The organism is Mesorhizobium sp. Pch-S (assembly GCF_004136315.1).
Taxonomy (GTDB): domain Bacteria; phylum Pseudomonadota; class Alphaproteobacteria; order Rhizobiales; family Rhizobiaceae; genus Mesorhizobium.
The window spans coordinates 3,828,009-3,848,590 of record NZ_CP029562.1 but is presented as its reverse complement, the minus strand read 5'-3'; the positions used below and the strand labels follow the sequence as shown (position 1 = coordinate 3,848,590).

The 20,582-nt window shown below is 61.8% G+C and carries 24 protein-coding genes; 15 read left to right on the top strand and 9 right to left on the bottom strand.

Features of this window, described 5'->3' with window-relative positions:
• Positions 1 to 43: 43 nt before the first annotated feature.
• The 5 genes from C1M53_RS18080 (at position 44) to C1M53_RS18060 (ending at position 3,218) form a co-directional block, all read left to right on the top strand.
• Complete coding sequence (locus C1M53_RS18080; protein WP_129413495.1) at positions 44 to 574, top strand: sigma-70 family RNA polymerase sigma factor; 531 nt, start codon at positions 44 to 46, stop codon at positions 572 to 574.
• A complete protein-coding gene (locus C1M53_RS18075; RefSeq protein ID WP_245488193.1) occupies positions 571 to 1,335 on the top strand; it encodes an anti-sigma factor in 765 nt (254 codons plus the stop codon). The genes C1M53_RS18080 and C1M53_RS18075 overlap by 4 nt, the downstream gene beginning before the upstream one ends.
• A gap of 23 nt (positions 1,336 to 1,358) precedes the next feature.
• On the top strand, positions 1,359 to 2,075 hold the full coding sequence (locus C1M53_RS18070; protein WP_129413493.1) for a Bax inhibitor-1/YccA family protein: 717 nt from the start codon (positions 1,359 to 1,361) through the stop codon (positions 2,073 to 2,075).
• A 36-nt stretch (positions 2,076 to 2,111) separates the two neighbouring features.
• Positions 2,112 to 2,660, top strand: coding sequence for a DUF2076 family protein (locus C1M53_RS18065; RefSeq protein WP_129413492.1), 549 nt, complete (start codon positions 2,112 to 2,114; stop codon positions 2,658 to 2,660).
• A 273-nt stretch (positions 2,661 to 2,933) separates the two neighbouring features.
• On the top strand, positions 2,934 to 3,218 hold the full coding sequence (locus C1M53_RS18060; protein WP_129413491.1) for an SCP2 sterol-binding domain-containing protein: 285 nt from the start codon (positions 2,934 to 2,936) through the stop codon (positions 3,216 to 3,218).
• A gap of 328 nt (positions 3,219 to 3,546) precedes the next feature.
• On the opposite strand, the gene C1M53_RS18055 is transcribed toward C1M53_RS18060, so the two are convergent.
• Positions 3,547 to 4,122, bottom strand: coding sequence for an N-acetyltransferase (locus C1M53_RS18055; protein WP_129413490.1), 576 nt, complete (start codon positions 4,120 to 4,122; stop codon positions 3,547 to 3,549).
• 100 nt (positions 4,123 to 4,222) lie between these two features.
• Positions 4,223 to 5,356: an ornithine/lysine decarboxylase gene (gene odc2, locus C1M53_RS18050; RefSeq protein WP_129413489.1), complete on the bottom strand. Its 1,134-nt coding sequence runs from the start codon at positions 5,354 to 5,356 to the stop codon at positions 4,223 to 4,225.
• Between the two features lie 536 nt (positions 5,357 to 5,892).
• Between odc2 and C1M53_RS18045 the strand changes: the two genes are divergently transcribed.
• From C1M53_RS18045 to C1M53_RS18030, 4 genes are all read left to right on the top strand, one after another.
• Positions 5,893 to 7,086 (top strand): amidase, encoded by a 1,194-nt coding sequence (locus C1M53_RS18045; protein ID WP_129413488.1) that lies wholly within the window; start codon positions 5,893 to 5,895, stop codon positions 7,084 to 7,086.
• A gap of 4 nt (positions 7,087 to 7,090) precedes the next feature.
• Entirely contained in the window at positions 7,091 to 7,990 is a 900-nt protein-coding gene (locus tag C1M53_RS18040; protein ID WP_129413487.1) for a LysR family transcriptional regulator, read from the top strand.
• A 109-nt stretch (positions 7,991 to 8,099) separates the two neighbouring features.
• The gene (locus C1M53_RS18035; protein ID WP_245488622.1) at positions 8,100 to 8,741 is read left to right on the top strand and encodes a DUF1007 family protein; all 642 of its coding nucleotides are present in this window, start codon (positions 8,100 to 8,102) and stop codon (positions 8,739 to 8,741) included.
• A 5-nt stretch (positions 8,742 to 8,746) separates the two neighbouring features.
• Entirely contained in the window at positions 8,747 to 9,877 is a 1,131-nt protein-coding gene (locus tag C1M53_RS18030) for a nickel/cobalt transporter (RefSeq protein ID WP_129413485.1), read from the top strand.
• Between the two features lie 40 nt (positions 9,878 to 9,917).
• Here the strand turns inward: C1M53_RS18030 and denD are convergent, their stop codons facing one another.
• From denD to C1M53_RS18010, 4 genes are all read right to left on the bottom strand, one after another.
• On the bottom strand, positions 9,918 to 10,880 hold the full coding sequence (gene denD, locus C1M53_RS18025; protein WP_129413484.1) for a D-erythronate dehydrogenase: 963 nt from the start codon (positions 10,878 to 10,880) through the stop codon (positions 9,918 to 9,920).
• 1 nt (position 10,881) lies between these two features.
• Positions 10,882 to 11,091 (bottom strand): hypothetical protein, encoded by a 210-nt coding sequence (locus tag C1M53_RS18020; RefSeq protein ID WP_129413483.1) that lies wholly within the window; start codon positions 11,089 to 11,091, stop codon positions 10,882 to 10,884.
• Positions 11,092 to 11,142: 51 nt separating this feature from the next.
• Positions 11,143 to 12,030, bottom strand: coding sequence for a cation diffusion facilitator family transporter (locus C1M53_RS18015; RefSeq protein WP_348629994.1), 888 nt, complete (start codon positions 12,028 to 12,030; stop codon positions 11,143 to 11,145).
• Positions 12,031 to 12,248: 218 nt separating this feature from the next.
• Complete coding sequence (locus tag C1M53_RS18010) at positions 12,249 to 12,923, bottom strand: GNAT family protein (RefSeq protein WP_129413481.1); 675 nt, start codon at positions 12,921 to 12,923, stop codon at positions 12,249 to 12,251.
• Positions 12,924 to 13,107: 184 nt separating this feature from the next.
• On the opposite strand from C1M53_RS18010, the gene C1M53_RS18005 reads away from it, so the two are divergent.
• Complete coding sequence (locus C1M53_RS18005) at positions 13,108 to 14,319, top strand: pyridoxal phosphate-dependent aminotransferase (protein ID WP_129413480.1); 1,212 nt, start codon at positions 13,108 to 13,110, stop codon at positions 14,317 to 14,319.
• Positions 14,316 to 14,627 carry a Kazal-type serine protease inhibitor family protein gene (locus tag C1M53_RS18000; RefSeq protein ID WP_129413479.1) on the top strand — a complete coding sequence of 104 codons (312 nt, stop codon included), beginning with the start codon at positions 14,316 to 14,318 and terminating at the stop codon, positions 14,625 to 14,627. The genes C1M53_RS18005 and C1M53_RS18000 overlap by 4 nt, the downstream gene beginning before the upstream one ends.
• 41 nt (positions 14,628 to 14,668) lie before the next feature.
• Here the strand turns inward: C1M53_RS18000 and C1M53_RS17995 are convergent, their stop codons facing one another.
• Positions 14,669 to 15,424, bottom strand: coding sequence for an SDR family oxidoreductase (locus C1M53_RS17995; protein ID WP_129413478.1), 756 nt, complete (start codon positions 15,422 to 15,424; stop codon positions 14,669 to 14,671).
• 368 nt (positions 15,425 to 15,792) lie between these two features.
• Here C1M53_RS17995 and C1M53_RS17990 point away from each other — a divergent pair, with 368 nt between their 5' ends.
• Positions 15,793 to 16,224, top strand: a complete 432-nt coding sequence (locus C1M53_RS17990; RefSeq protein WP_129413477.1) for a hypothetical protein — start codon at positions 15,793 to 15,795, stop codon at positions 16,222 to 16,224.
• Positions 16,225 to 16,283: 59 nt separating this feature from the next.
• Here the strand turns inward: C1M53_RS17990 and C1M53_RS17985 are convergent, their stop codons facing one another.
• Complete coding sequence (locus tag C1M53_RS17985) at positions 16,284 to 17,012, bottom strand: tellurite resistance TerB family protein (RefSeq protein ID WP_129413476.1); 729 nt, start codon at positions 17,010 to 17,012, stop codon at positions 16,284 to 16,286.
• A 205-nt stretch (positions 17,013 to 17,217) separates the two neighbouring features.
• The gene (locus tag C1M53_RS17980; protein ID WP_165358179.1) at positions 17,218 to 18,141 is read right to left on the bottom strand and encodes a rhodanese-related sulfurtransferase; all 924 of its coding nucleotides are present in this window, start codon (positions 18,139 to 18,141) and stop codon (positions 17,218 to 17,220) included.
• A gap of 165 nt (positions 18,142 to 18,306) precedes the next feature.
• Between C1M53_RS17980 and C1M53_RS17975 the strand changes: the two genes are divergently transcribed.
• The 3 genes from C1M53_RS17975 to C1M53_RS17965 all read left to right on the top strand — a co-directional run bounded on the left by C1M53_RS17975 (position 18,307) and on the right by C1M53_RS17965 (position 20,472).
• Positions 18,307 to 19,182 carry an N-acetylmuramidase domain-containing protein gene (locus C1M53_RS17975; RefSeq protein WP_129413475.1) on the top strand — a complete coding sequence of 292 codons (876 nt, stop codon included), beginning with the start codon at positions 18,307 to 18,309 and terminating at the stop codon, positions 19,180 to 19,182.
• 109 nt (positions 19,183 to 19,291) lie between these two features.
• Positions 19,292 to 19,933: a 2-dehydro-3-deoxy-phosphogluconate aldolase gene (locus C1M53_RS17970; protein WP_129413474.1), complete on the top strand. Its 642-nt coding sequence runs from the start codon at positions 19,292 to 19,294 to the stop codon at positions 19,931 to 19,933.
• Positions 19,934 to 20,010: 77 nt separating this feature from the next.
• Entirely contained in the window at positions 20,011 to 20,472 is a 462-nt protein-coding gene (locus C1M53_RS17965) for a GNAT family N-acetyltransferase (RefSeq protein ID WP_129413473.1), read from the top strand.
• The last annotated feature ends 110 nt before the right edge of the window (positions 20,473 to 20,582 follow it).

Genomic DNA, 20,582 nt, shown 5'->3' with positions numbered 1-20,582 from the left:
CGCCACGAGGGATTAAATGCCGGACAGGCACCGTATACCTCGCATGAAGACCAGACGGTCATCCTTTGACGTGTTCGCTCAGCTCGGCTCGCTGCGTCGCTACGCGCGGTCGCTGACGCGCAACGACGCGGACGCAGAGGACCTCGTCCACGACGCGCTGGTGCGCGCATATGAACGCCGCTCGGGCTTCCGCTCCGGCGGTAATCTGCGCGGCTGGCTGCTTTCGATCCTCCACAACACCTTCATCGATCGCAGGCGCTCGGCGCGCGCCGAGCAGCGACGAATGGATGCCGCGGCACAGCTCGCCGACACCTCCATGGAAGCGCCGCAGGAACATTCGGCTCGTCTTGCCCAGGTGCGTGAGAACTTCCTCGCATTGCCGGAGGAACAACGGGCCGCCATCCACCTCGTGGCGATCGAAGGCCTTTCCTATCAGGAAGCTGCCGACGCGCTCGGCATTCCGGTGGGAACGTTGATGTCGAGGCTGGGACGCGCCCGCGCGGCGCTGCGTGACATGGAAGAGAACCCTTCGTCCCGACCCGGGCATCTCAGGATTGTAGGAGGAACATCGTGACGGACCCGGTGACGGACACCGATATCCTCAGCTATGTCGACGATCAGCTCGACACATCGCGTAGGATCGACGTCGAGGCCTATCTTGCCGCACGCCCCGAAGAAGCCGCCCGCGTGATGGCGGACCTGCGGCTGCATGATGAGCTTCGCCTGGCACTTTCCGTGCCATCATATGCGGTGCGGCCGGCCACGACGGAAGCGGCGCGGCGGCTTCAGCGAGGCCTGCTGCGCGGTCGCATCACATCCGTCCTCCAGCGCGCGGCGGCAGTGGTGATGTTCGTCGGAGCGGGCTGGATCGCACATGAGGCGATCGGTCCGTTCGGCATCAGCCAGTCGATCGCTTCTGTTCAGCCACCGGCCTATGTCGAGGAAGCGGTGCGCGCGCACGGCACCAGCCTGCTGCGCGCCTCGATGACGTCGCAGCCGAAGGTCAGCGACTATGACCCGGCCGAGATCCTGTCGGCGACCGCCATCACCATGCCCGCGCTGCCCCGGGACTGGAGCGTCCGGGATGTCCAGATCTACCCGTCCCGCTTCGGTCCGAGCGTCGAACTGGCCGTCCATTCGGATTCTATCGGCGACGCGTCCTTGTTCGCGGTGCGTCCGGGGACCTTCGACGTCGTCAAGCCTACGCAGACGGACGTCGGCGGCACGGCTTCCAGCTACTTCCAGATCGGCAATGTCGCCTACGCACTGGTCGGACGCGGCAACCCGAAGGAACTCGGCGCCTCGGCCAGGAAACTCGCCGACAGCCTTTATTGATCATCCACCCAAGGAGACATGACATGAACTCGCCCGACTATCGTCTACACGCCGGCTTCGGCCAGCCCAGTGCCGTCCTCTTCGACGAGGGCCTGCGCCAGCACATGCTGCGCGTCTACAATTACATGGCGCTCGGACTCGTCCTGACCGGCGTCATCGCCTTCACCGTGAGCTCGGTCCCCGCGCTCTATGTGCCGATCTTCTCCACCCCGCTGAAATGGGTGGTGATGCTCGCGCCGCTCGCTTTCGTGCTGCTGTTCTCGTTCCGCATCCAGACGATGTCGGCCGCCGGCGCGCAGGCCATGTTCTGGGCCTTCTGCGCGGTCATGGGCCTGTCGCTCGCTTCGGTGTTCCTCGTCTTCACCGGCACCTCGATCGCCCGCACCTTCTTCATCGCCGCCACGATGTTCGGCGCAATGAGCCTCTACGGCTACACGACCAAGACCGACATGACGAAGTTCTCGTCCTTCCTGATCATGGGATTGATCGGCGTCGTCATCGCCAGCATCGTCAACATCTTCCTGGGTTCGTCGGCGCTGCAGTTCGCGATCTCGGTCATCGGCATTGTCGTCTTCCTCGGCCTGACCGCCTGGGACACGCAGAACATCAAGGAACAGTATGCCGAGAACTTCGACAGCGAGTCGCGCCAGAAAATGGCCGTCTGGGGTGCCTTCTCGCTGTACCTGAACTTCGTCAACATCTTCCAGCTGCTGCTGAATTTCACGGGCGAGCGCGAATAAGCGCGCCCGGGAATCGGCACAGCCAAGGAGAACAAGATGGACCGCAACGACAGCCAGGCGATCGATCAGCTGTTCGGCAAGCTCGCGCTTGTCGAACAGCAATCACCGCCGCGTGACACCGAGGCAGAGGCCCTCATCCGCGACAAGGTCGCATCCCAGCCCGGCGCGCCGTACTACATGGCGCAAACCATTGTCGTGCAGGAACAGGCCTTGCAATCCGCCCGCGCCCAGATCGAACGGCTAGAAGCCGAAGCTTCGCGTACATCGGGCGGCGGCCTCTTCGGCGGACTGTTCGGCGGCAGTCGGCAACCCGCTCGCGCATCCGTTCCTCAGGTCGGCGCCAACGCAGCATATGCCCCCGGCTACAACCAGGGCGGCGGTTTCGGCCAGCAACGTGCAGGCGGCGGCTTCCTTGCCGGAGCAGCACAAACCGCCATGGGCGTCGCGGGCGGCATGCTGCTCGCAAACGCCGTCGGCAGCATGTTCGGCGCCAACGAAGCCCAGGCGGCCGAACAGCCCGCAAAGGAGCCTGCCGCCGAGGATACAGGATTCGATGGCGGCGGCATGGAAGATATGGAGTTCTAGTCGACCTTCAGTCCACCAGAGAACGACTTACTGTCGACTCTGTTGGGCTGCTTTCCGCGCGATTTCCGTCAGCCTGCGCAATGGCGTGCGCAGGCTTTTTTCTTGCCACGATGACGCAGAAATCACGTTGACGTAAACGTCAACTGAAGGCTATAGAACGGCTTCGGCGCCGAGGCCTCCTTGAACGCGTTCGCGCGAGGCTTGAACGCCGCAGTGCCCGGCAAAGCCGGCTGGAAACGAACACGCGCGACGCGCAAAGACTGGGAGATAATCATGGGCGTTCAGGAAATCGCGGCAAGCCTCAAGTCCAAGGTCGAAAGCGCCGGCTTCGACAAATCGGTGAAGTTCGACACCGGCGCCGACGGCGTCATCGTCATCGACGGCGCAGCGATCTCGACCACGGACGCCCCGACCGACTGCACCATCAAGCTTTCGCTCGACAATCTGGAGTCGCTTCTCTCCGGCGATCTCAACCCGACCATGGCCTTCATGACCGGCAAGCTGAAGGTCGAGGGCGACATGTCGGTCGCCATGGCACTCAGCCAGTTGATCGGCTGACCCGAAGACCATCGCTTCGATATCGACGACCATCGGAGCCAGCGTATCGACCTGAAATCGAAATCGATCTCGGGGAAGCACGATACGCGAATGCAAAATGTTAGAGCGTCCTTGCGCGTCCAGTGACGAGCGCGCTCTAACAGCGGAGCGCGTTCCTAGGCAGCATCTGCTGGCGCTGATGGCAGTTGCGGCAACAGTGAGCCGAAACCCGCCTGCCGCCGTCGAGAGCAGTTCCAGGAAGCTGCGCAACGGTTTTCCGTCCGGAATTGCACAAACGACAAGTCAGAGCGTTTCCTTAGAAGAACGGAAACGCTCCAGCCCTGCCGTTTCAGGCTGCTGCGACCCTCATCGCCGTGCGCTCGCCTGCCTTGCGCCCTGAAGCCCTCAAGGTGCCCCGGGCACCATCCAGTGCACCCGGCGCCAGTTCCAGCGCCAGGAAGCGATCGCGCTCGTAGGGACCGGGCATCGCCAGCCGGCCGGTCTTTTCGGCCGAGAAGCCGAAACGCGCGTAATAAGGGGCATCGCCGACAAGCAGGATCACCCGGTGGCCAAGGCGAGCCGCTTCCGCGATGGCATGATGCATCAGCGCCGAACCGATGCCGGCGCTCTTGACGGTCGGATCGACGGCGAGCGGGCCGAGCAGCAACGCTGCTCCACCCTGGTCGCCCAGGCGGACATCCCACAGCCGCACGGTCCCGACGACAGCACCGCCTTCATTGCGCGCAACAAAGGCAAGCCCTTCGGAAGCGCGGCGTCCACGCCGCAGCTTTTCCGACGACTTGCGCTTGCGTCCCGCTCCCATGGCTCGGTCGAGCAGCGCTTCGCGTGCGGCAACATCGGCCGCGGCTTCGGCCGTGATGAGAATGGCAGGCAACGCTGCCGGCAGGGTTTTGGCAATGTCCATTTCCGCGATCCTTCACGAGCGGAGAACTGTTCCACAAGCGAACCCACCGCCGGCGCCCAAAGGCACCGGCGATCGGGTGATCTGACGGGCTGTCCGCCCGTCAGATCACGTAGGATCGGAGCGGCTCGAAGCCGTTGAACGCAACCGCCGAATAGGTGGTCGTGTAGGCGCCGGTGCCCTCAATCAGCACTTCGTCGCCGATGGTGAGCGACAGTGGCAGCGGATACGGTGCCTTTTCGTACATGACGTCGGCCGAATCGCAGGTCGGGCCGGCGAGCACGCAGAGCGCCTTCTCATCCTCGTCACGCGCGGTCACGATCGGGTAACGGATCGCCTCGTCCATCGTCTCGGCGAGACCGCCGAACTTGCCGATGTCGAGGTAGACCCAGCGCACATTGTCGTTGTCGGCCTTCTTCGAGATCAGCACGACTTCCGACTTGATGACGCCGGCATTGCCCACCATGCCGCGACCCGGCTCGATGATGGTTTCCGGAATGTCGTTGCCGAAGTGCTTGCGCAGTGCGCCGAAGATCGCCTGGCCGTAGGCCTGCGCCGCCGGCACATCCTTCAGGTAACGGGTCGGGAAACCGCCGCCCATGTTGACCATCTTGAGCACGATGCCTTCCTCGGCCAGCGTCGAGAACACGCGCTTGGCATCGGCCAGGGCACGGTCCCACGCGGTGAGGTCGGTCTGCTGCGAGCCGACATGGAACGACACGCCATAGGCATCGAGGCCGAGCTTGCGGGCATGACGCAGAACGTCGACGGCCATCGCCGGCACGCAACCGAACTTGCGCGACAGCGGCCACTCGGCACCTTCACCATCGGTCAGCACACGGCAGAACACGCGGGCGCCTGGCGCGGCGCGCGAAACCTTCTCGACCTCTTCGACGCTGTCGACGGCATAGAGACGGATGCCCAGCGCATAGGCCTTGGCGATATCGCGCTCCTTCTTGATGGTGTTGCCGAAGGAGATGCGATCGGCGGTTGCACCCGCATCCAGCGCCATCTCGACCTCGGCAACCGACGCGGTGTCGAACGATGAACCCATCGCAGCAAGCAGGCGCAGGATCTCCGGCGCCGGATTTGCTTTCACCGCATAATAGATCTTGGAATCGGGCAGCGCCTTCTCGAAGGCGCGGAAATTGTCACGCACGACGTCGAGATCGACGACGAGGCAGGGGCCTTCCGGACGTCGGGTGGCGAGGAAATCGAGAACACGTTGCGTAGCCATAGGACTCTCCATCGCGCCTTGCGGCGCGTGCAAAGGTGCGGGACGCGGGCTTCAGCCTCGCGAACACGCGGTCAAACAAAGGCGGGACGAAAATCCGATAGCACCAGCCGGTGGAGACCCCGGAGCCATCGAAAGCCGTCTCGCGGCGATGGACCTAGCCTTGCCCGGCTATGATCCGCTTTGTCTGCCTTGGCTTGGATGGGAGTTCCCAACCGCACTGCCGGCAATGAGGGTGTGCCTCTTCAGTAACCCCGGTCTATGGACAACCGGAAAACACCAGAAAGGCCCGCACCGTCGTTGCTTCAAGACGTCCTCGGATCGGCGGTTGGCCGCTGAACCGACCGGGCTCGTTACTTCCCGGGTACCGTCCCGATATCCTCGCCATTCGAGGGTCGGGGGACGCCCACAGGCACGTGCGACTTTGGGCAAGCGCGATATAGGCGCGCATGTTTTCACAATCAATTAAAATCGGACCTCGGCTTGAAAAAAATCCGTTGTCGAACGACTGTGGACGCACCGTATCCAGATATTGAACGATGCCCCAGCAGAACAACCGCTTCAACGCCTTCCTCGATCTCGGCCAAGCCCCTGTTTCCCATGCACAATCTGGACCGTTGGCTGGACTGACGCTGGCGGTGAAGGATATTTTCGACGTTGCCGGTTATGTCACCGGCTGCGGCAACCCCGACAGGACGGAAACCGGCAAACCCGCGCCCTCGACTGCACCCACGGTGCAAAGGCTGCTCGACGCCGGTGCGCGATTCGTCGGCAAGACGCAGACCGACGAACTCGCCTTCTCGCTGATGGGCCAGAACGCTCACTACCCACACCCGGTGAATGCGGCCGCGCCCGACCGCGTCACCGGGGGTTCTTCGTCCGGCTCGGCCGCCGCGGTTGCGGGCGGGCTCGCCGACATCGCCACCGGCTCCGATACCGGTGGTTCGATCCGCGCGCCGGCCAGCTTCTGCGGCCTGATCGGCCTACGCACCACACATGGCGCGATCTCCCTGCAAGGCACCATGCCACTGGCACCCAGCTTCGACACCTTCGGCTGGTTCGCGAGGGATATCCACGCATACGAGAAAGTGGCGCAGGTGCTGCTCGGACAGAGCTATGCCGAGCTGCCCGCGCGAGCGTTCCGCCTGGCGGCCCTTGACGCCCTCCTGCTGGGCGAAGCAGAAACGCATGCTTACCGGCACATGATCAAGGCCATCGCTCCGATGCTTGGTGAGCCGCAGGGTGCCTCTGCCCTCATCCACGACCTCGATGACCTCTACTGGTGTTTCCGCAGATTGCAGGCACACGAGGCCTGGCAATCGCACGGCGCCTGGATTTCGGAGAAAGACCGCCGCCTCGGCCCTGGCGTGAAGGAGCGTTTTGCCTTTGGCGCCACCATCGACGCCGGGACCACGAAGGTCGAGATTGCGCGTCGAGATGCCTTCCGCGCCGAACTGGCCGACCGCCTTGACAAGGACGGCGTCCTCGTTTTGCCGACTGTCCCCGGGGCGGCACCGCTCGCGGCTTCGAGTTTCGAGGACACCCAGACTTATCGCGAGCGCGCCCTGCATCTGCTCTGCCTGTCCGGTCTCTCCGGTTTTCCGCAGCTGACCTTGCCGTTGGGCATGGTCGATGGCGCGCCCTTCGGCATCTCCCTGCTTGGCCCCATAGGGAGCGACCTTGCCTTGATCGGGCTCGGACGACGCATTCTCGAAACGATTGGAAAGGCCTGACGCCATGGACACGCTCACCCGGATGCGCGCCTTCATCGATGTGGTCGAGGCGGAAGGCTTCTCGGCGGCAGGCCGCAAGATCGGCCGTTCCAAGGCGCTGCTCTCCAAATATGTGCGCGAGCTGGAAGACGAACTCGGTGCGCTGCTGCTCAACCGCACCACGCGCCAGTTCTCGCTGACGGAGGCTGGCCACACCTACTATCGCCGCGCCTCCGAGATCGTGCGCGAGATCGACAGCCTGTCCGATGCAGTGCGCGACAGCGCCGGCGACGTGCGCGGCAGGATCAAGCTGACCGCGCCGCGCACCATGGCCGACGCCGCAGTTGGTCAATCCATGATCGACTTTGCCAAGCAATATCCGGATGTCTCGCTGGAAGTGCATCTCGACGACCGCTTCGTCGACCTCGTCGAAGAAGGTTTCGACCTGGCCATTCGCATCACCCGGCTGGAGAACTCCTCGCTGATCGCCCGCAAGCTGGCCCCCTTCTCGCTCAAGCTGTGCGGTTCGCAGGAACTGATCGCCAAATACGGCAAGCCGACCCGACCGCAGGATCTCGCACACATGCCCTGCGTGGTCGACACCAATGGTCGCTGGGCTTCGAACTGGCCGTTCCGCGACGATGACGGCGATATCACCAGCATCCCGATCAGTGGCCCGATGATGGTCAACAGCCCGATCACCACCCGCATGGCCGCACTGGACGGACTTGGCTTTGCGCTGCTGCCTGATTTCATCGCAGCACCCGAAATCAAGAGCGGCCGGCTGGTGTCCTTGCTGGAAGACCGCATCGACTTCAACGGCGGCATCTTCGCTGTCTATCCGCACCGCCGCTACCTGCCCGCCAAGGTGCGTGTCTTCGTCGACTTCATGGTGCAGTGGTTCAAGACGCACGAAACGTCATAACATTTTCGTTAGCTAGGTCCCATTTTCGCCCGGTTTCTGGTAACCCTCAGGCCACACTGACACTGGGGAATCGTCGCCGGCCATGCACGTTCGGGCATCAACAGCCACCATGGCCGTTACCTTCGGTCTGCTTCTCGCCGACACGACGCCGGCCCTTGTCCATCCGCACGTCTTTGCCGAGGCCCGCCTGGACGTCGTGCTTTCTCCCGACCACAAGTCGATCGCCGCGCTGCGCCACCTGTGGCGTTTCGACGAGTTGTTTTCCTCGACCGTGCTGATGGAATTCGACAAGAATTCCGACCTCAAGCTCGACGACGCCGAGCTGAAGGAAGTGGCGAACACCATCAAGGCATCGCTGGCCGAATACAATTATTTCCAGATGGTCACGCTCGACGGCAAGGACATCAAGATGAAGGCGCCGCCCGAAATCGTTGCCTCCTTCGACAACAACCAGCTGATCGTGCTGTTCGAGGACCAGCCGCAGGAGCCGATCAGGCTGAAGGGCAAGATCGATCTCGGCGTCTATGATCCCACTTTCTATACCGCCATCGATTTCACTGACGACGCCAACCTCTCCGTGAAGGATCTGCCGGCCTCATGCGCCCGTGCGGTGGTACGGCCCGATCCGGACACGGCGATCGCACAGAACCAGAAAACGCTCACCGAGGCCTTCTTCAATGACCCGACGGGCACCGACATGAGCAAGATCTTCGCCACCAAGCTCGAGCTGAACTGCCGCACGGAAGGGTAACCTCGATGAACAGGACGACCACCCGCCTGATTGTCTGCCTGCTTGGTGTCGCCTTCATCACCGCGGCCGGCCACGCCTATGCGCAGAGTTCGCTCGGTATCGGCACCAATGATGCCATGACGCCGACGACCGGGCTGTTTGCGGGCTTCCTGAACTGGGTCAACCTGCACCAGCAGCGCTTTTACCATGCCCTCGCCGAGGCCATCAAAGCGATGCGCCAGGACGGCTCGAAGCTGTGGCTGCTGATTGGCTTGTCTTTCCTCTACGGCATCTTCCACGCCGCCGGCCCCGGTCACGGCAAGGCCGTGATTTCCTCCTACATGCTGGCCAACGAAGTCGCGCTGCGGCGCGGCATCCTGCTGTCGTTCATCTCCGCCTTCCTGCAGGCCGTGACAGCGATTGTGGTGATGCTGCTCGCTTATTTCGTGTTACGCGGCACCTCCGTCTCCATGACCGACACGGCATGGTTCCTGGAGATTGCCTCCTACGCTTTCGTCACCGCCTTCGGCGCCTGGCTGCTGTGGCGAAAGCTCGGTCCGTCGCTGACGCGGCTGTTCGGGGCAGCGCCGGCTTACAGCCTGTCCGCCGCGCATGCCGGCCATGCCAGTCATGCCCACGCCGCTCATACACATGACCATGCCGCGCATGATCATGCCGAACACGATCATCATAACCATCACGATCACCATGGCCATGTGCATCATGCACATGACCATCACGATCATGGCGGCCATCATCACCATCATGGGCCGGGCGAGGTCTGCGAAACCTGCGGGCATTCGCATGCACCGGACCCCACGCTGCTTTCCGGCGATCGCTTCGACTGGCGCACCGCCTGGACGGCCGTCGCCGCTGTCGGCATCCGGCCATGCTCCGGTGCCCTGATCGTGCTGTCCTTTGCCTTCCTCAACGGGCTTTGGGCCGGCGGCATCCTCTCGGTGCTGGCGATGGCGGTCGGTACGGCGATCACCGTTTCCATCCTGGCGACGCTGGCCGTCACGGCAAAGGATTGGGCGGTAGCGCTTGCAGGCAACGGCCGCCTCGGCAACCGCGTCCATTCGGCCATCGAAATCGGCGGCGCGGCGCTGGTCTTCCTGTTCGGCCTGATCCTGTTGACCGCCAGCCTCGGCGCCTGACCTTCTCTTCGTTCAGAAAGAGACGGTGGCCGCCGATCGATCAAATCATCTCGTCCTCGATATGAGCACGGATGATGTCGTCGAAACTGGTTTCGGCGACGAAGCCGAGTTCCCGTGCGCGGCGCGCTTCAAAACGGGTCGGCCAGTTCTTCACGATCGCCCAGACAGCCTCGTCGGGCTCCTCGCGGATCAGCGCGACCGCCTTGCTGCCGGCAATGCGGCCGAGTGCCTCGATCTGCTCTGCGACACTGACGCCAACGCCGGGCATGTTGAGCGCGCGCCGCGGCCCGACCGCCGCGCCATCGATCTCGGCAGCACGAACCAGGAAGCCTACCGCCGATCGGGGGCTAGCATGGGTATGCACCACCGTGCGCGGAACCGGCAGCACTGCGCCCTCGCCCTTCAGCGGTTCGCGGATGATGCCGGAGAAGAAACCGGATGCGGCCTTGTTCGGTTTGCCCGGCCGCACGCAAATGGTCGGCAACCGGATCGCGACGCCATCGAACAGGCCACGCCGCGAATAGTCGCACAGCAGCGCTTCCCCCATCAGCTTCTGGGTCCCGTATGAGGTCAGCGGTGTCGCGTGGAAGTCATCCGGGATGACTTCCGGAAAGGGCGCGCCGAATACCGCGATCGAGGACGTGAACACCAGGCGCGGATTGTAGGCAGCAAGCCGGACCGCATCGAACAAGGCGCGGGTGCCATCGAGGTTGACACGATAGCCGAGGTCGAAATTGGCTTCCGCTTCGCCTGAGACAACTCCCGCCAGATGGAAGATCACATCCGGCTTCGCCGCAACCAGCGCCGCAACGGCTCCCGAAGCCGAAAGATCGCCGGTATGGCTGTTGATGACAATGTCGGCACCGCCGGTTGCCTCGGGCGCCACGATGTCATGCAGGTCGAGCTGGCTGATCTTGCGGTCGCGCAGGGTTCCATTCCTGAGCAGCCGCGCGACGAGCTTGCGGCCGATCATGCCAGCGGCACCGGTGATCAGCACGCGCATTTCAGTCTCTCCCTTGCGAGCGCTTTCGCCCGCGCAGCCAGAACACCAGGAAGAACGCAGCCACGAAAAGAACCGCGAAAGCGCCGGCCAACACCGTCGAGAAATGGCCGATCGCCAGCATGATGGTCGGCAGATAATACGCGGTCACACCGAACAGCAGCATGATCGACAGCGCAGCGATGGCGGCGCTCTTGTTTTCAGGACTCATCATCACTCCGGACCACCTGCACTTCCCGACAGGATGGTTAGCACAGCCGACGCTTTAATGCAGGTGCCTGGGCTGCGATGTGACGCCACGGACCTGGTCGCGCGCGCGGCCGTCTTCGGCACGGCGATCATAGTCGATCTCAACGGTTGCATGGCTGATACCATGCTGGGTGAACAGCCGCTGTTTGATGGCGTCCACCGCAATGTGCGCGTCCAGCCCATCCATCAGGCTTGCATGCAGCGTCGCCATGTTGCTTGCGCCATCGATCGACCACAGATGGACATGATGGATTTCGCGAACGCCTTTGACGGAAGCTAGCAGATCCTGGGTGATCAGGTCGCGATCGAGCCCGGGAGGAGAGCCTTCCAGAAGCACATGCGCGGCTGCACGCATCAGGCTCCAGGCGGTTGACAGGATCAGCACCGCGACCAGCACCGACAGGATCGGATCGATCGGCGTCCAGCCGGTGGCCATGATGACCAGCGCTGCAACGATTGCGGCCAGGGAGCCCAGAAGATCGCCCAGGACATGCACGATGGCACCGCGCATGTTGAGGCTCTCGCGGCTTCCACCATGCAGGATCACGAAGCCTGCGATGTTGACCACGAGGCCGAGCAACGCGACCACCAGCATCGGCCCGCCCAGCACCGGCGGAGGTGCCTGGAACCGTCGCCAGGCCTCATAGCAGATCCACAATGCAACGAGAAAAATCGCCAGGCCATTGGTGTAGGCGACGAGGGTCTTGACCCTGCCATAGCCATAGGTGTGCCGGCCTGTCGCTGGTTTGTCGGCGAGATGGAAGGCATACCACGCCAATGCCAGCGCAATGGCGTCGGTGAACATGTGGCCGGCATCCGCAAGCAGCGCCAAAGAACCCGTGAGCATCCCGCCGATTATTTCGGCGACCATGAATCCACCGGTCAGTATTGCAGCAATCAGCACGCGCTTCTTGTCTGAAGTTTCGTGCTGATGTCCTGCACCACCGTGATTGTGGTCACCGTCTGCGTGGGAATGATGTTCACGACCCATCGGTCACCCCTCTTTGGGCGCCGAACTTAATTCAATCCATTTGGATATTAAAGTATCCGATGGCGGTCATACACTGAACCATGAAAAAATTTTCCCGGCTAACAAAGACGCATTAGCAAGCTGAAATATATTCAGGCCTGAAAATCCTCCAGACGGCGCTTTTGCTGGCCTTGGTCATCGAAATTGCTCGGATCGAGCCATGCTTCGTAGGCCTTTTTCAGATCCGGCCATTCCTTGTCGATGATGGAATACCACGCAGTGTCGCGATTCTCACCCTTGACCACGAGGTTCTGGCGAAAAATACCCTCGAACTTGAAGCCGAATCGCTCAGCCGCCCGCTTTGAGGGCGCATTGTTGTTGTTGCATTTCCATTCGTAGCGACGATAGCCCAGATCATCGAAAGCGTATTGCGCGAACAGGAACTGTGCCTCCGTCGCCGCCGGTTTGCGCGCGACCAGTGGCCCCCAGTAGATATGGCCGATTTCGATGACGCCATGGGCGGGTTCGATACGCATCAGGGTCTGGCGCCCGGCGACCTTGCCGCTCGCCTTGTCGATCACTGCAAAATACAGCGGGTCCGCACTGGCTTCCGCCTTGTCCAGCCAGGGTTGGAAATCCTCGCGTTTCTCAGGCGCGAATTCCGGCAACCAGCGGAAACGGCCGTCGGCGTCGCTGACGGAAGATGCTTCGAACAATCCATCACCGTGGCGAGCGGCATCGAGCGGTTCGAGGCGCACATAACGCCCTTCGAGCACCTTGCGTTCGGGACGCGGACGCGGCTGCCAGTTCTTCAAGTCCTCGGTCACAATCGGCTCCATATTAGGCGATTTCGAAGAATTATTGCATCTATGGGTGGTCGCAAACCGTCGTAAGTGCGACCTTTGGGTCTAAAATCGATGCAGTAATTCTTCGAAATCTCCTCGTTTGACAGGGCCCCTCCACCCTTCCAAAAAACAACAGCCCGCAACTAGCTCCAGCTGGACCAACAAAATGATCCACACGATCCCTGCCTTCGACCGCCTTGGCGAGGAAAATGCGTTCGCCGTGCTCGCCCGCGCCACCGCGCTTGCCGAACAGGGGCGCGACATCGTCAATCTCGGCATCGGCCAGCCGGATTTCCGCACGCCTGCGCATATTGTCGAGGCGGCGATCAAGGCACTGCGCGACGGCCATCATGGCTACACGCCGGCCACCGGCCTTCTGGCCACGCGCGAAGCCGTTGCACGTCGCACGCTGACGACGACCGGCATCGAGGTTTCACCGGACAATGTGATGATCCTGCCTGGTGGCAAGCCGACCATGTTCGCCGCCATCCTGATGTTCGGAGAGCCGGGCACCGATATCCTCTATCCGGATCCCGGATTCCCGATCTACCGGTCGATGATCGAGTTCACCGGTGCACGGCCCGTGCCGGTGCCGATCCGCGAGGAAAACGGTTTTGCTTTCTCGGCCGAGGAGACACTGGCGCTGATCACGCCGGCCACCCGGCTGCTCATCCTCAATTCACCGGCCAATCCGACTGGCGGCGTTACCCCGCGCGCCGAAATCGAGAAGCTGGTGAAGGGACTGGAAAAGCACCTGCACGTAGCCATCCTCTCCGACGAGATCTACGACGTCATGACCTATGACGGCGCGGCTCACACGTCCCTGCTTCAGTTTCCGGCAATCCGCGACAGGCTGATCGTGCTCAACGGCTGGTCGAAGACCTGGGCCATGACAGGTTGGCGCATGGGGTGGTCAATCTGGCCGAATGGGGAAAAAGGCGCGCATCTCTACGACAAGGTGCGCAAGCTTGCAGTCAACTGCTGGTCCTGCGTGAATGCGCCAAGCCAATATGCCGGCATCGCCGCCATAGATGGACCTCAGGACGAGGTCACAGTCATGATGAAGGCCTTCGATCGTCGTCGAAGGCTGGTGGTGGAAGGTCTGAACACGCTGCCGGGCATTTCGTGCATTACGCCGAAGGGCGCCTTCTATGCGTTCCCCAACATCTCGGGCACCGGTTGGGCAGCCAAGAAACTGGCCTCGGCGCTGTTGGAGCAAGCCGGTGTGGCGCTGATCGGAGGGCCGGATTTCGGTGTACTCGGCGAAGGCTACATGCGGCTCTCCTATGCCAATTCGGAAGAGAACATCCTTCGTGCGCTGGAACGCATCGGTGACTTCCTCGCTGCGAATGCCAAGCGTCAGCAGGACACGAAATGAGACGCATCGTCGCCATCGGATTTGCGGCCTTCACCTTGCTTGGCGCGACCATCCTTCCTGGCCTTGCTGACGAGCCGGTCAAGGCCTGTGGCGGCATAAGGGGCCTCACCTGCGATGCCGGCCGGTTCTGCGAATTTCCGGCCGAAACCCAGTGTGGTCGTGCCGACCGCATGGGAATCTGCATGCCAAAGCCCGAGGTCTGCACGGAAGAGTATCGACCGGTCTGCGGATGCGACCGCAAGACCTATGGCAATGACTGCGCACGCCGCGCGGCAGGCACCGCGAAGCTCAAGGATGGAGAATGCTGAGCCGTTCCTCCTTGTCTTGAGCGAGGGCGGAAAGTCGCTGCCTATCCCCGCCCCACCAGTGGCATCTTGGTTGCCATCACCGTCATGAACAGCACATTGGCGTCGAGCGGCAGGCCCGCCATATAGACAACCGCTTCCGCCACGCGCTCGACATCCATCACCGCTTCCGCGGCAATCGTGCCGTTGGCTTGCGGCACCCCTACCGTCATCGGCACGGCCATATCGGTCAGTGCATTACCGATATCGATCTGCCCGCAGGCGATGTCGAAGGGCCGACCATCGAGCGCCAATGTTTTGGTGAGGCCGCTGATGGCATGTTTCGTGGCAGTGTAGGGCACGGAACCTGGCCTCGGTGCCTGCGCGGAAACCGAACCGTTGTTGATGATGCGCCCGCCCATGGGTGTTTGCCGGCGCATCGCGGCGAAGGCGGCGCGAGCGCACAGGAACGAGCCGGTCAGATTGACCGCCACGACATCGTTCCAGACCTCGACCGGAATTTCGTCGATCGGCGTCGACTTGTATCCCATGCCGGCATTGTTGAAGAGCAGGTCGACGCGCCCGAAGGTTGCGACGACTTCCTCGAACAGGGCTTCGACCTGGTTCGGCTGGGTGATATCGCATGCCACCGCCAGAGCCCGAGCCTCGGCCTCACCGGCACCGGCGATCGCCTCCTCCAGCAGTGCCTTGCGACGACCGCAGAACACCGTGTTCCAGCCGTCCTTCAGCAGCGCGGTTGCCACGCTCCTGCCGATACCGGTGCCAGCGCCGGTGACGATTGCCGTGCCTTTGATTGCCATGTCGTCCTCCCTGGAAAGCAAGAGGCATGGCAAACGATGCCCTCAAAGACAAGCACCAGAGCGGACGGAACGATTGGGAGATCAACAAAAAGGGCGGTCATTGGCGACCGCCCGATCTGAACCAGCTTGGGAGGAGGAAAGCCGATCCGACTAATTAAAATGATGCGCCTGACTGGTTAACGACAAGTTAACAAGCCTTGCCGTCAACAACGATCGTACGGCAATCACCGTCCCAGGACCGGTTTTCTCTTGCCGCCGGAGAAAACATTTGCTAGAACATAACAAGAACAAACTTGACTTGGGACAAATGTATTGCCTGTGGGGGGATTTGCCTTGGCTAATCGGCTTGTTTACTGCGCTGCTCTCTCATGGTTGCAGTGGGGGTCTCACATAACGCGGCTGCCGGCGATGCCGATCAGCAGATGGCATTGCGCGGCGAATGCGTGCGATTGCTTGTATCCGGCAAGGATTTCACGCCTGGTTGCGAACCGGTTCTGATTTCGAAAAGTCCCTCAGCCGACAGCATCCAGTTTCAGTTTTTGGTTAAGAACGGTGCGACCCTGAGCATCGTGGGTAGCGACCTTCCAGGTCCAACCGACGATATCGACCAGATCAAGCTGGTTCGCTTTGAGCTGAACCTGGGTATCCAAGGAGTTGCTTCCAGTGGTGGCCAGGCATCTGGTCAATGTACCTTCAACAATCCTTTCGCAGGAAAGATGACGCTCAGTTGTGAGGGCACAGTGAAGAGTAAGCCCTTATCGCTTGTCTTCATCAGCGATGGCAAAGCACCTCAGCAGTAGACCAGCACGCACCTGTTATGCTTCAGATCGGACGCGGTAGCAGGCATCGACAGGGTGCGTTACCACTTGGTACCGGCGCCAGATGACGGCACAGTTTCCTTCGCTGCCGAAACGGTCGCCTCAATGTGGTCAACCAGCTTGTCGTCCAGCCCGAGCCGTCCAGCCAGCATGTCGAGATAGCCACGCTCGGCGCGCGTGTCCGGCTCGATGGCCAGGCGCGAGGCCGTGTAAAGCTCGATCTTCTGAGCCTCGTTCCTGGCAGCCGAGGCGAGTGCATCCACGTCGGCTGGCGCGGCCAAAGCTTCTTTCAAGAACTCCGTCGCTTCAGCGCCGAGACCGGAAAGGCTGACCTTGTCGATGATCTTGCCGCGCTCTTCTTCGTCGATGCGTCCGTCGGCCTTGGCGGCGGCGATCATGGCGCGCACGATGGTGAGCGCGAACTCCCCCTCGCCCTGCGGCGCCTGCGCCGGATCAAAGCTGTCGCCGGCCGGCGGCGGCAGCAGTTCCGGCTGCTTTGCTGCTTCAGTCGGCTGCTGGCCTGCCTTGTAATTCTGATAGGCCTTGTAGGCGAGGCCGCCAATGGCAGCGAGACCGCCAAGCTTCACCGCGGTACCGGTAACCTGACGCCCTGCACCGGTGCCCAGCAGCACGGCAGCAAGCGCACCTGCGGCAAGCGGATTGTCCTTGGCCATCTGCACAGCCTGGCCCGCTTTGTCGCGCACCGTTCCGGTGGTTCCGGGAACCTGTGAACTCAGGAGATCGTCGAGCAGTTTCTTGGGGTCGAACATCTATGGCTCCAGCTAAGCAATTCCAGCAAAAGCGCGGTTTTGCGTTTGGAATTGCGTAAAAACAAAAGTTAGAGCGTTCCCGCGTTCCGCGAAAAACGGAAACGCTCTGGGCTCGGCGGTTGATCCTCGCAGAGGTAGGCGCGCCAAGGCAACATTACAATGACGTTCTAAACCCGGTCGCACCAGGCAGCCGATAAAAGCCCTTCTACCTGCCGATATGGCGGCGCTCGCCGCGCCGATCCGCCAATTCCACCTGACGATGCCGCTCGGCATAGCGGGCACGATCCTCATCGCTGCGCGCTTCATAACAATGCGGGCAAGAGACACCCGGTTGATACTGTGCCGAAATCCGCTCCTGGAGGGTCAGCGGATGCCGGCAAGCCCGACATAGTTCCGCTTCCCCTTCTTCGAGCCCATGCGAGACGGAGACGCGCTCGTCGAAGACGAAACACTCGCCTTTCCAGAGACTTTCTTCCTGCGGCACATTTTCCAGATACTTCAGGATGCCGCCCTTGAGATGGAACACATCATCGAAGCCGAGCGACTTCACATAGGCCGTCGCCTTCTCGCAGCGTATGCCGCCCGTACAGAACATGGCGATCTTCTTGCCTTCGAGCTCCGCGCTATGCTCGCGCGCCCATTGCGGAAACTCGCGAAAGCTCTTGGTGTGAGGATCGACTGCGTTCTTGAAGGTGCCCAGCGTCACCTCGTAGTCGTTGCGCGTATCGATGACGACGGTATCAGGATCGGAGATCAAGGCGTTCCAGTCGGCCGCCTCGACGTAGCTGCCGGCGGCACGAAGCGGATCGATGTCCTCCACGCCCATGGTGACGATTTCTCGCTTCAGCCGCACCTTCATGCGATGGAATGGCATTTCGGTGGCCGAAGAATATTTGACCTCCAGGCCGGCGAATTCCGGCATCGCCTCCAGATGCGCGATGAGTTCTGCAATGGCTTGTTCGCTGCCGGCGACGGTACCGTTGATGCCCTCACGTGCCAGAAGCAGCGTGCCCTTGATGTCACGTCCGCAACAGAAGGCGGCCAGCGGCTGGCGCAGCGTCTCGTAGCCATCGAGACGTACAAAACGATAAAGCGCTGCGACGCGGAAAGGAGAAGAGGACAGGTTCATGTCCGCTGCCCTACCGCCTTGCCCGACGATTTTCAATGCAGGCCGGAAAAGTCAAGGATTACAGGCTCATCACCTACTCCATGCGATAGTCCGATTACGCAAATGTTCATCCGCGGCCGCTAGGGTCGTTTGACAATGGCTCCCGTCTCAGGGAGTGGGGATCGCATGTTCAGCAAGCATACAGCGGACGCAATCGAAAAGGCAGCGCGGGAATTCGGGCTCGAACCCAAGGCGTTGCTCGCCATTGCCGAGGTGGAAAGTGCTGGCCAGGTTTTTGCCCGCATCGACGGACGCAATGAACCTTTGATCCGCTTCGAGGGACACTACTTCGATCGCAGGCTTGCGGACGACAGGCAAGAAACGGCACGAGCCGCCGGCCTTGCCTCTCCCGTTGCGGGTGCGATCGCCAATCCTCGCAGCCAGGCCGCGCGTTGGCTACTCATCGAACGGGCGGCGCAAATCGACCGGCAGGCGGCCTATGAATCGACGTCCTGGGGGTTAGGCCAGGTCATGGGTGCGCACTGGCAATGGCTGGGTTTCGATACGGTCGACGGCCTCGTCGAAGAAGCACGCTCCGGAGCCATCGGTCAGGCCCGGCTGATGGCGCGCTATATCGACAAATCGGGACTTACCACGGCACTCAACGCCCATGATTGGGAAGCTGTTGGCCATGGTTACAATGGCCCCGGCTTCGCCAAGAACGGCTATCACCTGAAGTTGGCGGAAGCCTATAGACAGCAGGTGGAGGGACCCGCGCCGGGCGACCGGCTGATGAAGATCGGCTCACGGGGTGAACTGGTCACCGAGTTGCAGGAAGCTCTGGTTGCCCTCGACTATGTCGTCGACATGGATGGCATCTACGGCCCCGGCACAGCCAGCGCCGTGAGCAGATTTCAGCAGGAACATGGTCTCGCCGCCGACGGCATTGCCGGTCGCGCTACCCAGGCAGCCATCAGTCATGCGTTGCGGGCAGCAAGGGGCGGGTCCTCCTCCTGGAACTGGCTTGCGCGACTTGTCAGCATGATTTTCAGGTCACACTGAACCTGACTTGCCGGTGGCCCACCACACCAACACAGTGTCATCATGACACCGTAGACTTGGGAAACACGGTCTGTTAAATCGATTGAAAACGGCAAGGAAGCGCGACGTCATGACCAGCAAAACCCAGAAACTACTTTCGCTGCTCGATGGCCAGCCAGTCATCCCCGTGATCAAGATTGCCGACGCCAGGGACGCGGTGCCACTGGCACGTGCGCTGGCGCGCGGCGGCCTCAGGGCGATCGAAATCACCCTGCGGACCGAAGCCGCGCTCGAGGCAATCCGCCGCGCAGCCGCAGAGGTGGAAGAGGCGATCGTCGGTGCCGGTACCATCCTGAATGCGCGGCAGTTCGAGGAGGCGTCAAGGGCCGGGTCGCAATTCATCGTCAGTCCCGGCATCACCAGCCAGTTGCTGACCGCCGCAGCCGACAGCCCTGTGCCACTGCTGCCGGGGGCGATCACGCCGGGCGAAATCATGGCGGCGCGGGAGGCCGGGCTCGACTTCCTGAAGTTCTTTCCGGCGGAGCAGGCAGGTGGGGCAGCCTTTCTAAAGGCATTGGCTTCACCGATTGCCGATGTGAAATTCTGCCCGACCGGCGGCATCGGCGCCAAGAACGCAACCGATTATCTCAGCCTTCCTAACGTGATCTGTGTCGGCGGTTCCTGGGTTGCGCCCGACGAGATGGTCAAGGCCGGAGACTGGGCTGGCATCGAAGCTCTGGCCCGCGAAGCCAACAAATTGCGCAAATCATAGAATAGACCAGACGGCCTGTTTGGAACACGCATCTGCCCATGCTTTTTGGGACAGACAGGCTTCGAGCTTGAAATTTCATGAAGATCAGAACCGCCACGATGGAAGACGCGCAGGGCATGAGCGATGTCCTTTCGGAAATCGTCGTGATGACGGGCCGCGAACGTCCGAGGGATGTGACGGCAGTACGCACGCGCTATCTTGAGCATCCAGATCGGATTCGTTGCTCCGTTGCGGAAGACGACGACGGCAGGATTCTTGGTTTTCAGTCGCTGCTGCTTGCAACACAGGGCAATCCTTACGGCGTCACGGAAGGATGGGGCATCATCGGCACCCATGTCAGCCCGCGCGCAGCGCGGCAGGGCGTAGGCACCGGTTTGTTCGCCGTGAGCCGCGACGCCGCGCAAAAGGCCGGATTGCCAAGCATCGACGCCAGCATCGCCGATGATAACCCGCTCGGCCTGGGCTACTATGAAGCGATGGGCTTCCGCACCTATCGGCTGTCACCGGGCACCGTCTGCAAGCGCTACGACCTGGGCTAGCATCCCGGCGGGATAAGCTCGGCCCTGCTTCCTGAAAGGGTGCGGCCTTAAATTGGCGGCCGGAAACAAAAAACCGCGCCCTGGGGCGCGGTTTTTGTGTTTCGGAAAAC

Bases quoted from the DNA above. Each gene is read 5' to 3' on its own strand.
- C1M53_RS18080 (WP_129413495.1), top strand. From the start codon at position 44: ATGAAGACCAGACGGTCATCCTTTGACGTGTTCGCTCAGCTCGGCTCG.
- C1M53_RS18070 (WP_129413493.1), top strand. From the start codon at position 1,359: ATGAACTCGCCCGACTATCGTCTACACGCCGGCTTCGGCCAGCCCAGT.
- C1M53_RS18065 (WP_129413492.1), top strand. From the start codon at position 2,112: ATGGACCGCAACGACAGCCAGGCGATCGATCAGCTGTTCGGCAAGCTC.
- C1M53_RS18060 (WP_129413491.1), top strand. From the start codon at position 2,934: ATGGGCGTTCAGGAAATCGCGGCAAGCCTCAAGTCCAAGGTCGAAAGC.
- C1M53_RS18055 (WP_129413490.1), bottom strand. From the start codon at position 4,122: ATGGACATTGCCAAAACCCTGCCGGCAGCGTTGCCTGCCATTCTCATC.
- odc2 (WP_129413489.1), bottom strand. From the start codon at position 5,356: ATGGCTACGCAACGTGTTCTCGATTTCCTCGCCACCCGACGTCCGGAA.
- C1M53_RS18045 (WP_129413488.1), top strand. From the start codon at position 5,893: ATGCCCCAGCAGAACAACCGCTTCAACGCCTTCCTCGATCTCGGCCAA.
- C1M53_RS18040 (WP_129413487.1), top strand. From the start codon at position 7,091: ATGGACACGCTCACCCGGATGCGCGCCTTCATCGATGTGGTCGAGGCG.
- C1M53_RS18035 (WP_245488622.1), top strand. From the start codon at position 8,100: ATGGCCGTTACCTTCGGTCTGCTTCTCGCCGACACGACGCCGGCCCTT.
- C1M53_RS18030 (WP_129413485.1), top strand. From the start codon at position 8,747: ATGAACAGGACGACCACCCGCCTGATTGTCTGCCTGCTTGGTGTCGCC.
- denD (WP_129413484.1), bottom strand. From the start codon at position 10,880: ATGCGCGTGCTGATCACCGGTGCCGCTGGCATGATCGGCCGCAAGCTC.
- C1M53_RS18020 (WP_129413483.1), bottom strand. From the start codon at position 11,091: ATGATGAGTCCTGAAAACAAGAGCGCCGCCATCGCTGCGCTGTCGATC.
- C1M53_RS18005 (WP_129413480.1), top strand. From the start codon at position 13,108: ATGATCCACACGATCCCTGCCTTCGACCGCCTTGGCGAGGAAAATGCG.
- C1M53_RS18000 (WP_129413479.1), top strand. From the start codon at position 14,316: ATGAGACGCATCGTCGCCATCGGATTTGCGGCCTTCACCTTGCTTGGC.
- C1M53_RS17995 (WP_129413478.1), bottom strand. From the start codon at position 15,424: ATGGCAATCAAAGGCACGGCAATCGTCACCGGCGCTGGCACCGGTATC.
- C1M53_RS17990 (WP_129413477.1), top strand. From the start codon at position 15,793: ATGGTTGCAGTGGGGGTCTCACATAACGCGGCTGCCGGCGATGCCGAT.
- C1M53_RS17985 (WP_129413476.1), bottom strand. From the start codon at position 17,012: ATGTTCGACCCCAAGAAACTGCTCGACGATCTCCTGAGTTCACAGGTT.
- C1M53_RS17980 (WP_165358179.1), bottom strand. From the start codon at position 18,141: ATGAACCTGTCCTCTTCTCCTTTCCGCGTCGCAGCGCTTTATCGTTTT.
- C1M53_RS17975 (WP_129413475.1), top strand. From the start codon at position 18,307: ATGTTCAGCAAGCATACAGCGGACGCAATCGAAAAGGCAGCGCGGGAA.
- C1M53_RS17970 (WP_129413474.1), top strand. From the start codon at position 19,292: ATGACCAGCAAAACCCAGAAACTACTTTCGCTGCTCGATGGCCAGCCA.
- C1M53_RS17965 (WP_129413473.1), top strand. From the start codon at position 20,011: ATGAAGATCAGAACCGCCACGATGGAAGACGCGCAGGGCATGAGCGAT.